Raw genomic sequence first — 12,859 nt, forward strand, 5'->3', positions numbered from 1 at the left:
TGTTATCTCGTTGAGACAACTTTTATATAATACCAAGTAGCCAACCAGAAGTCAACCCTTTAATATTTTTAATTTATCAACCAAGAACGTTTTGTTCGTAATCGACTTAATTAATATACAACATCCCCGAATGTTCGTCAACTCCTAATATTAAAAGACTTACCCGAACAATTCCCTATGTTTCATAGTATCAAATAAAAAACGCGTCCGAGGCTTTCCCCAAACACGTTTCATACTTGATNATTAAAAGACTTACCCGAACAATTCCCTATGTTTCATAGTATCAAATAAAAAACGCGTCCGAGGCTTTCCCCAAACACGTTTCATACTTGATTATAATATACCTAAACCTATTTATCGTGATCTGAGCCATGCCCATTGAGAATAGATTCAGGGGTCGCGATGTCCGTTGAATTTGTGTTATCTTCACCGTCTTGCTTATTTTGCCGGTCGCCCCCTAATTCAGGCGCATCCGTTTGATAAGCAAAAATATTACCATCGTTTTGAGCAGCGACACTTGTCTTATCTTTTTGACTATGCTTTAGCTTCTTCATACCAACGCTCTTCTTATATGATAAGTCCTTGGTTTTATTCTTAGGTACATCTTGCTTGTCTAAGAATCGTAATAAGTTTCCCTGCACAATTTTATCCGAACTTCTTAATGAAGTTTCGACATATTTATTAGCTGCATCGATGGCTACCTTAGCTCGTGGATCACTCTTTGGATCAATCTTAGTTCCCGTTGCAGTAACATAATAGTTTGATCCGTATTTGGTGTACTCACTACTTACCCAATTTCCGTTGCGGAACGGTACAATTTGTTTATTTTGAGCTGACAACAAGTCTTGACCAAAGCCAACCAAATGCGAATCTTGAATTCCCAAAAGACCTAATAAGGTTGGCATTACATCAATTTCACCACCATAAGTATGATTAATACCACCTTGCATCCCTGGTACTCGAATCATCAAAGGTACCTTCTGCCAGTTCGTTAAGTCCAAAGGTGTTAAGTCCTTCTTACCAATCAGCTTAGCAATCGCATCCTTATGGTTATCTGAAATTCCATAATGATCACCATACAAAACAATCATCGAATTATCCCACAAACCACTGTCTTTTAAGTTTTGTTCAAATTCGCCAAAAGCCTGATCGAGATACCGCGCCGTTTGTACATAGCCATCAACAGTCTTATCATCCGTATTAGTCTTATTAATTGATATATTTTTATCATCAAGGTCATATGGATAATGATTAGTAACTGTTATGACCTTCGAATAAAACGGCTGAGGTAACTGCTGCATATAATTAGCCGTATCCTTCAAGAAAATCTTATCCTTCATTCCATAACCGACATTATAATCGGGATTGTCAGCATTCTGATAATAAGCTTTCGAGAAGAAATAATCATAACCCCAATTTTTATAAGTATTATCTCGATTCCAAAATGAGCCTACATCCCCATGGAAAGCTGCTGAAGTATAATTACCTTCTTGTTTCAATAAGGCTGGCATCGCTTGGAATGTATTATTGGTTCCATAATTGGTCATGGCTGACCCAGATGAAGTTCCAAAGAGCGAAGTTTCAAGCATCAACTCCGCATCAGCCGTCTTACCTTGACCAACTTCATTATAGAAATTATCAAAGGCCGTTGTATTTTGATCATGATAAAAGGCATTTAAATTCGGTGTAACTTCTTGCCCCTCCCACCGATAATCTAGAAGGAATTGTTGAAATGATTCCAAATGGAAGATAATTACGTTCTTCCCCTTCGCTTGACCATAAGTCGCGCTGTTGGCCAAAGTTTTATTCTCATTCACAAATTGCTTAATTTGGTCCAAATCAGAAGCCTTCGCTTGTTTAACTTCATTTGCCTGTTCATGCGTCTTAACTAAATTATAAGCTGCATATTCATTTAAGCCTAAATACTTAACAATATAATTGTTATCAAATGTCCGCGTTAACAAACCTGAACGATCCTTAGAAGCAACCCCAAAGAATGCCCCCATTAAAACAATTCCTAAAATCGTTGTTAACATTGCCACCCGTCGTGGAACGCGCATCGGATCAATTTTAATCCAATGAACCGCCAATAAAATTATTAAAATAATAATATCCAAAAAGACTAAAAAATCAGTTGGCTGAATAATTCCATTAATCGCTTTTTCCAAACTTAAAGAACCACTCGTTTTTGCGATATTTAACGAGATAAAATCTGTAAATTCACGATAATAAAGCATGTTGGCAAACAACCAAGCACTTTGAATAAAATTCAGCAAAATCATCAACCAGTAAGCAATACGACCCCGGAAATACAAAGCGATTCCAAATAAAACAATTGCGGTTGGTAATGGATTAACTACTAACAAAAATTGTTGAAGTACTCCTTTTGCCCCTAAACTAAAGGCCGTTTGATATGCCCAGTACGTTTTTAAAGTAATTAAAAAAACGGAAAGTATAAAAAAGCCAACGACGGAATTAAAATCCGGCCACCACTTTTTAAGTTTAGTCATAACACGTTGCATGACATTCTCCTTCAAATCATATTTAAATTAAACATATTACAGTATACAAGATTTTTAATCAATTAACTTAATCTCACCTTAAAAGGCCAATTTAAAAGCAGCAATACACTCATATATTTCTACTGCCAAAGCATTTAAATCATCAAAAACAAAACGTTGACGACTGCCATTTTCAAACAATCCGTAAACATCATCTACTTGATCATATGTGACCGTAACCACGTTCACCCCGTATAAATCAAAATTTCGGACTTGAAAAGGACCTGTTGCATCATTTCGCATTGCATTCAAACGCTGCACAATTTGCACTAACTCATTCTGCATTTTTTCTTCCTATCCCCGGTAAATTAAATGCCAAAATTCCTGCAAACATTCCAAAATAATACGTAATTAAGCGCCAAATTAACATCGCTAAAACTAGCGCCCCCGAATTAGGCAGGAAACTGGCAAATAACATTGAGAAACCAGCTTCGGCGCCACCAAATCCCCCAGGAATCGGGAACAATGATATCACCATAACAATCAAGATATGTAAAGCCATCACAAACACCAAATTAGCATGGGCTTGTCCTAATGCCAACAAAATGAAATATGGAATCGCATAATAAAATAGCAGTTGCAAGAAAGTGGTTAAGACTGCCTTCCCAAGCGTTTTAAAATCATGCCCCATTCGAACACTTTCTTCGTGAAAATTATCCATTTTGTTTTGCAAGCGACTCAACCAATCAGCATAGCGTTTAGAACTAAACCATTTCACCGGAACAAGGCATAATCGCGCTAAACGATCGGTCAAAGCCGGCCAATACATCACTAATAGTAATGAGCTAACTACAAACAAATGAATCACAAAGCCAAATACCACTAGCCAAGCCATTTGATGCAAGTTCGCTTGTAAATAATTATAACCAATAATTAAAGCCCCGATAAAATTAACAACAATCATCGCTTGGTACACAATAAATTTCATTAATAAAATCGAACTAGCCCGCCCAATATCGATTCCTGCACGAACTAGCATAATTAACTGCATTGGTTGTCCACCACTCGAAAAAGGCGTAATTCCATTCCCTAATTGTTCAACCAAGGGCACCCTAATGGCATTATCCCAACTAATGGTTTCTTGTTTTGAATCAACAAATATTTTGACAACCACCGCTTCAAGAAGCAAGTAAATCACCATGGCCAACACGGCAACTAAAACCCAACCCCACTTAAGAGTAGCGAGCGAACTTTGTAAATCTGCAGTATTGACGCCCCGCATCGACCACCAAAGGATGCCGCCACCCAATAGCAGCATGATAATAAACACCCATGTATTTTTTCGTGACATTTACTATTTTCTCCCTTTTGCCGCCTGTTCAGGATAAAAGGCTGCCCAAATTTGACCAACATTTTGCTTAGAATAACGCTTCGAAGCGTCCCGCGCCGCATCACCCAATTCTTGGCGCAAGGATTCATCTTGTGCCAAACGATTCAACTGTACTTGCATATCATCACGATCTGTCGCCGGCAAATAATATCCGGCTAAAATAGATTTGTACAAATCTAAATCACGTAATACCGTTGGAACCCCAGCACTAAAAGCCTCCAAGGCTGACATCGGAAAAAGCTCATTATAGCTAGGCAATAAAAAGACATCGGCTAAATTATAGTAATCATTCATCGTATCGCGTTCAACAATTCCTGGAAAATGTAAGTTTTTCGGCGGATTATCGACAATTTGTTTAAGTTGCTCATAGCCAGCGGTAATATTTCCAAATGAAAACCCACCTGCCCAGATAAATTGCCATTGTGGATTTTGTTTAGCTAATTCGACAAAATCAAGCACGCCCTTTCGCTCCTGCACTTGTCCCACCCCTAAAATAATAAAATCATCAATTTTAAAGCCAAGACGCGTTCGAATGGCTTGCTTCTCAGTAGGGCTTTTCTTAAAGAAGCTTTCCTTTGCGACAAAATTAGGGATGTACTGAATTTTTTCTTCTGGAATTCCATAATTAGCCAATTTCGGAATAAAAGTCGGATTCACCACCACGATTTGATCCATTCGTCGGTAAAACGCAATCACATACTTATAAAATATTTTTTTGATAGGTCCCCATAATTGAACGGAGCCTTCCAACGTCTCCGGCAAAAAATGTACATAACCCACTTTTCGACCACGACCGGGTAAAAAGGTGCTCAAATAAAATTGTAAGTCGATAGTATGGTAATGACTGACATCCGTACGTCCTAATCGGTTAAACCGCAATTCAAATCGATCTGCATACTGCGTTTGTAATAAATTAATTAATTCGCGATAAGCTGAACCAACTCCCTGACCAGGGACTGTTTCTGCTGATGAGAACATCGTTATTTTCAGCATTATTTATCCTTTCTAAACCATGACGGCCGTTCGAAAATACGAGCATATTCCGCATCGGAATCGGCAATTTCGTCCAAATCTTCTTCATGATACACTGCAATTGCCTCTTGATAAAAAGCAACGATGCGTTTTCCAAACGTCCGCTCATCAATTTCATGCAAAATTTTCTGGCGTACAGCCGGATTACCAACCGTTTGCTGATTTTGCATCGCTAACAAATAAGCTTTGAGTGGCTGTGTCAATTCATCAGGTGTATCAACTAAAGTTCCGACATTCGGGTCTGTCACAATTGTGTCCAAATAGGGACTGTGCATCGCAACGACTGGCGTATCTGCCGACATCGCTTCAATATACGTAAGCCCCTGAGTTTCACTTTCTGATGCCGAAATAAAAACATCGGCTAAACAATAATAACTATATGCCTCTTCATGCTCCACATAACCCGTAAAAATAACTTGATCCATAATTTCCAAGGCGGTTGCATGGTTATGAATGGCCTCTTCCGCTGGTCCATCCCCCGCAATAATTAAACGTGCCTTGGGCAAGTCCGCTAAAATTTCAGTAAAGCTTTCTAAAACCGCTTCAATATTTTTTTCAAAGGCAATTCGTCCTAAATAAAGCACAACTGGGCTATCAGCATCGATTCCCAAATGTTTCCGTAAAACTGCACTTTGATCCTCATTCGCATCATGCGCTACTTTCACCCCCGTCGGGATAATCTCAATGGGCACTTTAATCCCATAATCTAATAATTGGGTCCGCGTTTGCTCGGAAGGAGCCACAAGCCCGGTTAACCCATGGGTATAACCCCGTAAGATAACTTTAACACTCCCCGGCTTAATAATCCGCCCATTAAAGATATAATGGGTATAATCTTCATAATTTGTATGATAGGTATGTACAACCGGAATATGTAAATTCCGTGCGACAGACTTACCAAAAAGTCCGAGTGAAAATTCAGTCTGCGTATGAACAATATCTAAATTTAATTTTTTAGAAATTTCTTGCGCCGCAATTGCCCCGCGATAAGTCACACGTCGTTCTTTAAATCCAACGAAGGGCACACTCGCAAAACGGTACACATTCGGCTCAGCCACATTTTCAGGAACATTGGGATCAGTAGACGTAAAAATATATACCTGATGACCAAGGCGTTCCAACTGATTTTTTAAAGTTTCAATTGATGTTGCAACCCCTGACAGCTGCGGTAAATATGTATCTGTAAAAATTCCAACATTCATATCTGAATCCTCCATTGCGCACGCTAATTATCTTTCCATCATAACAAATTTAAGTTCTGATTTCACGGTTAACGTCTGTATTATCCCCTGCTAAGCTTAACGTTAAGTTTAAATTCAAAAAAAACGGTCAAAATTGACCGCCTTTGCTTAATTTTCTCATTATTTTGAAAACAACTTAAGAAAGTTGATTTTCTTGCAGGACCTTATTAATCACCGCGTCCATCTCAGGTGTCTTCGTCCATTCAATCCATTCCGGAATGGCAACTTGCGAATAGATATGAAAATTATCATTCACATATTTTTCGTAGGTTTCCACATTTCGTGAATGCGGGATATTAATTTTCATAATCCGAACTTCTCTAATCATACCTTGTTCGGCGGCATATTCAGCCTGACCATTATGCAACAAGTTCCCGATTTCACGGTACTTTGTGCCATCATTGCGTGTAATTTCCTCAACGATATCAAAGGTCTGATAATCTGCCATTTTATTCCACTCCAACTTCAGCTTTCACTACATCCACAATCTGGTCAACATAATCACTAACCGCTTCCGGTGTTGCTGCTTCCGCCATCACGCGCAAAAGGTTTTGGGTTCCCGAAGGACGTACAAGGACTCGACCATCATCACCCATCTCAGATTCAACTTCAGTGATAACTGATTGAATGGCCTCATTTTCAAGAGCCGCTTTTTTATCTCGCACCGTAAAGTTGACCAACTTTTGCGGATAAATGGTCACCTCGTCTGCCAATTCAGAAAGCTTTTTACCTGTCGTCTTCATCACTGAAAGCAATTGCAGAGCAGTCAACATTCCATCTCCCGTTGTCGCCCAATCCAAGAATACCACATGACCAGATTGCTCACCACCAACGTTATAACCGGATTTCAACATTTCTTCAACTACGTACCGATCACCAACGGCCGTCTTAACCGATGTCATCCCATTTGCTGCAAGCGCTTTATACATTCCAATGTTAGACATCACCGTTGTAACTACTGTATCTTGTTTCAACCTTCCGTTGTCATGCAAAAACTTCCCGGTAATAAACATAATTTTATCACCATCAACGATCTTCCCATTTTCATCAACCGCAATCAACCGATCACCGTCTCCGTCAAAAGCCAATCCAACTTGCGCTTGTTGTTCAACAACAAACTTCGCTAACGCTTCGGGATGCGTCGATCCAACCCCTTGGTTAATATTTAATCCATCAGGGTTGGTGGCCATCGTAACAAAATCAGCTTGTTCATCGGCAAATAGGCTTGAAACCAAGCCACTGGTAGCGCCATTCGCTGCATCAATCGCAATCCGCATTCCTGATAAATCAGTTGGAATGGTCGTTTGCAAAAAGGCTAAATATTTTGAGGTTCCCACTGGGAAATCAGTCACCGTTCCCAAACCGTCGGCTGAAGGACGGGGAAGTGCATCTTCTGATTGATCCAACAGCGCCTCAATCTCACCTTCAATTTCATCTGATAATTTAAAGCCATCCGCTCCAAATAGCTTAATTCCATTATCTTCTGCCGGATTATGTGAGGCCGTAATTTGTGCCCCAGCATCGGCTTGATCAGCTCGAACTAAGTAAGCAACCCCTGGTGTAGAAATTACGCCTAATTTCAAAACCTCAATTCCAATTGAAAGGAAACCTGCCACCAAAGCACTCTCTAACATTTCCCCCGAAATCCGCGTATCGCGTCCGACTAAAACGCGTGGGCGCCGTCCCTCAGCATGTTTCGTCAAAACATATCCGGCAAACCGGCCCACCCGAAAAGCTAGTTCAGGGGTTAATTCTTGATTGGCAATTCCTCGCACGCCATCAGTTCCAAAATAGTGTAATTCTGTCATAGTCTTACTCCTTTAGTTTAATTATAATATTCATTACTTTAGCAATTAAGATGCATTAGGGGTGATGGTCACCACAATATTACCCGGATCAATTGAAACCCCATCTGGTACTGGTAACTTCACATTTTGCGTGGTCTCTACATTGATGTTAGACAAGTCAACGGGAACATCGATACTCTTAATGCGGCTAATTTGTTCCGCATCACCACTAATTTTAGCCTCATTGACATCCGCCGTTACTGAAAATTGACTGGTGTCACCATTTTTGGGCTTTAAATTAATTGGAATTTGTTTAGTCCCTTTCCCAGCTGTAATAGGAATTTTAACATAAGCTTCAGCAGGCGAAATGGTTACATCCACCACGTTACCGTTACTATCAACCGCTTGTAAATTCACCTTTTTACTAATCGTGCTCTTGGTATTAGAATCCAATTGAACATTAGCCACAACCTTAGCCACAGAAGCCACTGCCTTTGGTGAACCAATTACCTGCGCACTCGTGACACTTGAGGTCACATCGCCCACTTCATAGCCGTCTGCAATTGCTGTCTTATTATAAGTGGTTTGGACATCAAAATTCTTCACCGCCCGGCGATAAATATTAACATCCACCGTTTCTTGACTCAATTTATAAGCTAAATCTTTATTCAAACCACTCACTTTCAAAGTGATTTTATGTGGCCCTTCCGACAAACCTTTTAAATTTGCATAGACTTGGAAGTTTTTCGTATTAACGGCTGTTGTCACCAAAGCGGAAGAACCGGTTAACTTCGCATCCACCATTTCCGGTACCCCAGTCACAATGTATTCATTCATATCAATTCCTGATAACTGCACTGGAACGGTTGTGGTCATCGTTTTTTGCATCCCAATCCCCACAATCCCCGCAACGTTTTGCTTCGTATCACTAACTCTCGTAGTTTTACTAGGAGTGGTTCCATCAACATACGCAGCCAACAAAATCGCCATGATTAATGAAAATACTAAATAAAATAATTTTTGTCGATTCATTCGAAACATCTTAATGCTCCTTTCGCTTAAACCATGAAGCAAAGAAAAGCCGGTCAGCCCACGATGTTTTCTGCTCATCGCTAACTAGATGCACTTCCAAGTACTTCAAAAAATCTTCATGGGTTAAATCTTGCATTAGTTCTGAATTTCGCGTAATGGTGATGCCTCCGGTTTCTTCCGAGACAATAATCGTTAATGCATCCGTTACTTCCGAAATTCCGACCCCCGCACGATGCCGTGTTCCCAAAGCCTTGGGAATTGTTGGATTATCTGACAATGGCAAATAGGCTGCCGCAACTGCGACCCGGTCATCTTTAATAATCACCGCTCCATCGTGTAATGGTGTATTAGGAATAAAGGTATTAATTAACAACGCACTTGAAACTACTGCATCAATTGAAATCCCGGTTTCGATGTACTCCTCTAACCCGGTATCCATTTCAATGGTAATCAAAGCCCCAATTTTACGTTTCGACATATATTGAACCGCCTCATCTAACTGTTCAACTAATCGCATTCCTTCTTGGTTGCCTTGCATTTTAAAGAACTGCGAACGTCCTAAATGCTCCAAGCCTCGTCGAATTTCGGGCTGGAACACAATGACCAACATAATAGCTCCCCAGTTAATAATTTGATCTGTTAACCATGAAATCACGGTTAAACCGACATACATGGCGACTAATTTAACGATGATTAAAACGGCCACCCCGCGAATTAACGTAAAGGCCTTGGTCCCCTGCATCAACCGCATTAATTGATAAAAGATATACCATACTAAGATAATATCCAGTAACCGAACAAAATTAATGCTACTTATAAATGTTGAAAAATTCATGCGTTCCTCCTAGCGTATTTCATCGGCTAATAACCCTGCCTCCGTGTAATTGATGGTTTGTCTTAGTTGGAGTGCCATCTGAAAGCTAATAAAATGAGCATCTAATAGATGCTGAATCGCTTCCCGTTGAGCCGTCAAACCTGCCATTTCCACAATTAATTGTTCTTGCTGGGCTTTTTGATCCCGTTTAGACCAAGAAACTTGAACCATTTGCAAATTATACTCGTAGGCTACCATCACATTATGCACAACTTGCTGATTTCGTTGCAAGTACTTTTTAGGCTGGGCTTCCACATACTTTTTAGCGGCAGCTAAACCTGCCTCATTTTCCGCCTGCTGCGCGCGTTTCATTTGCCTGCGAATCGTTTGATCATCTTCGTCAGTCATCCAAATCCGAATCGCTCGAAACATCACTAATATCAAATGTTGCAGTCGAGCGCCAAATTTTAAATAACCATGCCGCTTCACCATTTGTTCAAGATTATCTTGAATTCTTGCAATCCGCTGGGCTTCATTAGAATAAACAAAATCAGAAATTTGTTTGCGCTTCAGCAATTGTTTCAATACGTCATTTTCAGCTTTTAAGCAAATTTGTCGCAATTGTACTTCAGCTTCTAACATGGGATTGAGCATTTCCGTATTCATATTTTCTAACTGCAACTGCCTAATTTTAGTCTGATAACGGGCTAGAACCGCATAAACTACATTTTGATTATCAATATTGCGAGCTTGTTCTAATTCACGCACTGCCGACTGCAAAATATAAATCTGTGCCCGTGGCTCCGTCATGTGCTGCACAACCCGTTTAGTCTTTTGAGGTTGTGATTTTTGCGTTTGCCTTGCTAACAACGGAACTCCTACCAAGGCCATCAATAGTGAAATAATGATGACCGTCGCCGCAATAAATAATACAATACCGCGGGCCGGAAATGGCGTTGAACCATCTGCTAGTACAGTTGGAATCGATAAAACCCCAGCCATCGTCACGGCTCCTCTTACTCCTACCAGACCAGACATGACCGCCATTTTGAAATCAGGGTGTTCATCTTTATTTTGATAGTAGCGCCACCATTGATTCAAATAGGTCCAAATCACACGGATTGCAAAAATTACCATCCACGTCATCATGGCATACCAGAACAACATAGGTAAGGCGAGCTTCCCAGTTACACCTACAAAAGCTCCCATTGCTACTGGTAATTCAATTCCTAACAGGACAAAAATAATCCCATTCAATAAGTATCCTAGGATATCCCAGGTTTGATGCCCAACCATCTGAATTTCACCAGTGTAGTTCACATTATTTTTAGTATTTAAGTTTCCAATCACTGCACCAACCACAACCGCAATAACTCCGGATGTATGAAAATGTTCTGCCACTAAGTACATCATCAAAGGACTAAAAATCTGCAAAACTACTACAAAAAAAGCGTCATGAATCCGCCGACTAGCAATGAATTCCAGAATAGTATTAAACAAAATCGCCAGCGCTGCGCCAATTAAGGCTCCAATTAACGAAGTATAAAAGAATTCGCCCGTTGCTTGCCAGACAGAAAAAGTTCCCGTCACAGTCGCTGCTAACGCGACTTTAAAAATTACTAGTCCACTGGCGTCATTGATTAAACTTTCACCAGCTACTAAATGCAATAAGCGTTCCGGCAATTTCGTCCCTTGCGCAATCGCTTGCACTGCAACTGGGTCCGTCGGTGACAAAATCGCCGCTAAAGCAAATGAAACTGCGAGGGATAATTCAGGCACAAGCGCATAGATGGCATAGCCCCCAATTAAAGTCGTAATAATAACTAGAATAATTGCATTACTAAAAATAGGTCCTTTTAATGCCCACATTTCACGTTTGGGAAACCGCCATGCATCTGAATACAACAATGGCGCCACAAAAATTAGCAGAAACCAACTCGTATCTAAGGTAATTTGTACCTTAAAAACCGTTGCTAAGAATACACCTAAGCCAATTTCAATCAAACTAACTGGTAAACCCCTAATTAAATGTGAAATTAAATTTCCTAATAACACAACCCCTAATAGGCCTATTCCGACCTCAACAAATTCCATCGCACTCCTCCGAAAATATTTATTTTCTCACTGCCATTGTCTATCTAATCACTTTTATCATCAACCCTTTGTTTTATTCACCTAAGATTCGGACTTCTGTCTCTAATTGCACACCAAATTTTGCTTGCACCACGTCCTGCACATGCCGAATCACCTGAATATATTCATGAGCAGTTGCATGATTAACATTGACAATGAAACCTGCATGCTTTTTTGAGACTTGCGCACCACCAATAGTATATCCTTGTAAGCCAGCATCCATGATCAATTTACCGGCATAATACCCCTCTGGTCGTTTAAAGGTTGATCCGCAAGATGGGTATTCCAACGGTTGCTTGGCAGCCCGACGTGTATTGTAGTCTTCCATCTTAGCTTCAATTTCAGCATATTGACCTGGTGTTAATTTAAAAGTGGCATCTAAAATAATATCACCAGTCTCTTGAATTAATGAATGGCGGTACCCAAATTCTAATTCAATTCCTTGATAAGTTTTGATTGTTAAGTCTGGGCTTAAAACGGTCACTGACTGTAACCATTCTGCGACTTGTCCGCCATACGCTCCCGCGTTCATATAAACAGCCCCACCAACCGAGCCTGGAATACCGGCGGCCCATTCAATTCCACTTAACTGTGCTTTTAAAGCTGCCTGTGTAACCGCAATTAAAGCACTTCCCGCCTGGGCTGTAATAAATTGATGGTTCACCTTCACCTCGGTAAAATGCGTTAAAAAGATTACTAATCCCGGTAGACCAGCGTCACCAATCACCAAATTCGAGGCGTTTCCTAAAACCGTCACCGGCATATTATTTTCTTGCGCCACCAATAAAACATCTTCCAAAGCCGTCAAATCTTGGGGCCAAAAGACCCAATCTGCTACTCCGCCTACTTGCGTATTGGTGAATTCGGCCAAAGAAACCGCTTCTTGAATTTGATAGCCCGGAAATTTTGCTTTTAAATTTACCATGTTA

11 protein-coding genes are annotated in these 12,859 nt (G+C 40.3%); all 11 read right to left on the reverse strand.

Annotated elements, in window-relative coordinates:
• Positions 1-350: 350 nt before the first annotated feature.
• Positions 351-2,522, reverse strand: a complete 2,172-nt coding sequence (locus ACJQWY_RS05880; RefSeq protein ID WP_407076805.1) for an LTA synthase family protein — start codon at positions 2,520-2,522, stop codon at positions 351-353.
• 78 nt (positions 2,523-2,600) lie between these two features.
• Entirely contained in the window at positions 2,601-2,846 is a 246-nt protein-coding gene (locus tag ACJQWY_RS05885; protein ID WP_407076806.1) for a DUF1797 family protein, read from the reverse strand.
• Entirely contained in the window at positions 2,836-3,852 is a 1,017-nt protein-coding gene (locus ACJQWY_RS05890; RefSeq protein WP_407076807.1) for a lysylphosphatidylglycerol synthase transmembrane domain-containing protein, read from the reverse strand. The genes ACJQWY_RS05885 and ACJQWY_RS05890 overlap by 11 nt, the downstream gene beginning before the upstream one ends.
• 3 nt (positions 3,853-3,855) lie before the next feature.
• Positions 3,856-4,884 carry a glycosyltransferase family 4 protein gene (locus ACJQWY_RS05895; protein WP_407076808.1) on the reverse strand — a complete coding sequence of 343 codons (1,029 nt, stop codon included), beginning with the start codon at positions 4,882-4,884 and terminating at the stop codon, positions 3,856-3,858.
• The gene (locus ACJQWY_RS05900; RefSeq protein ID WP_407076809.1) at positions 4,884-6,125 is read right to left on the reverse strand and encodes a glycosyltransferase family 4 protein; all 1,242 of its coding nucleotides are present in this window, start codon (positions 6,123-6,125) and stop codon (positions 4,884-4,886) included. Before ACJQWY_RS05900 ends, ACJQWY_RS05895 begins: the two co-directional genes overlap by 1 nt.
• A 175-nt stretch (positions 6,126-6,300) precedes the next feature.
• Entirely contained in the window at positions 6,301-6,612 is a 312-nt protein-coding gene (locus ACJQWY_RS05905) for a hypothetical protein (RefSeq protein ID WP_407076810.1), read from the reverse strand.
• Between the two features lies 1 nt (position 6,613).
• Complete coding sequence (glmM, locus tag ACJQWY_RS05910; protein WP_407076811.1) at positions 6,614-7,972, reverse strand: phosphoglucosamine mutase; 1,359 nt, start codon at positions 7,970-7,972, stop codon at positions 6,614-6,616.
• A 45-nt stretch (positions 7,973-8,017) separates the two neighbouring features.
• Positions 8,018-8,992, reverse strand: coding sequence for a CdaR family protein (locus ACJQWY_RS05915; protein WP_407076812.1), 975 nt, complete (start codon positions 8,990-8,992; stop codon positions 8,018-8,020).
• Position 8,993: 1 nt separating this feature from the next.
• Complete coding sequence (gene cdaA, locus ACJQWY_RS05920; RefSeq protein ID WP_407076813.1) at positions 8,994-9,818, reverse strand: diadenylate cyclase CdaA; 825 nt, start codon at positions 9,816-9,818, stop codon at positions 8,994-8,996.
• 9 nt (positions 9,819-9,827) lie between these two features.
• The gene (locus tag ACJQWY_RS05925) at positions 9,828-11,891 is read right to left on the reverse strand and encodes a cation:proton antiporter (protein WP_407076814.1); all 2,064 of its coding nucleotides are present in this window, start codon (positions 11,889-11,891) and stop codon (positions 9,828-9,830) included.
• Between the two features lie 73 nt (positions 11,892-11,964).
• On the reverse strand, positions 11,965-12,855 hold the full coding sequence (gene murB / locus ACJQWY_RS05930) for a UDP-N-acetylmuramate dehydrogenase (RefSeq protein ID WP_407076815.1): 891 nt from the start codon (positions 12,853-12,855) through the stop codon (positions 11,965-11,967).
• Between the last annotated feature and the right edge of the window lie 4 nt (positions 12,856-12,859).

This window comes from Weissella kandleri, from assembly GCF_045504165.1.
GTDB classification, from domain to species: Bacteria; Bacillota; Bacilli; order Lactobacillales; family Lactobacillaceae; genus Weissella; species Weissella kandleri_A.

Coding starts and splice junctions, on each gene's coding strand:
- ACJQWY_RS05900 (WP_407076809.1), bottom strand. CDS start 6,125: ATGAATGTTGGAATTTTTACAGATACATATTTACCGCAGCTGTCAGGG.
- murB (WP_407076815.1), bottom strand. CDS start 12,855: ATGGTAAATTTAAAAGCAAAATTTCCGGGCTATCAAATTCAAGAAGCG.
- glmM (WP_407076811.1), bottom strand. CDS start 7,972: ATGACAGAATTACACTATTTTGGAACTGATGGCGTGCGAGGAATTGCC.
- ACJQWY_RS05885 (WP_407076806.1), bottom strand. CDS start 2,846: ATGCAGAATGAGTTAGTGCAAATTGTGCAGCGTTTGAATGCAATGCGA.
- ACJQWY_RS05925 (WP_407076814.1), bottom strand. CDS start 11,891: ATGGAATTTGTTGAGGTCGGAATAGGCCTATTAGGGGTTGTGTTATTA.
- ACJQWY_RS05905 (WP_407076810.1), bottom strand. CDS start 6,612: ATGGCAGATTATCAGACCTTTGATATCGTTGAGGAAATTACACGCAAT.
- cdaA (WP_407076813.1), bottom strand. CDS start 9,818: ATGAATTTTTCAACATTTATAAGTAGCATTAATTTTGTTCGGTTACTG.
- ACJQWY_RS05880 (WP_407076805.1), bottom strand. CDS start 2,522: ATGCAACGTGTTATGACTAAACTTAAAAAGTGGTGGCCGGATTTTAAT.
- ACJQWY_RS05895 (WP_407076808.1), bottom strand. CDS start 4,884: ATGCTGAAAATAACGATGTTCTCATCAGCAGAAACAGTCCCTGGTCAG.
- ACJQWY_RS05915 (WP_407076812.1), bottom strand. CDS start 8,992: ATGTTTCGAATGAATCGACAAAAATTATTTTATTTAGTATTTTCATTA.
- ACJQWY_RS05890 (WP_407076807.1), bottom strand. CDS start 3,852: ATGTCACGAAAAAATACATGGGTGTTTATTATCATGCTGCTATTGGGT.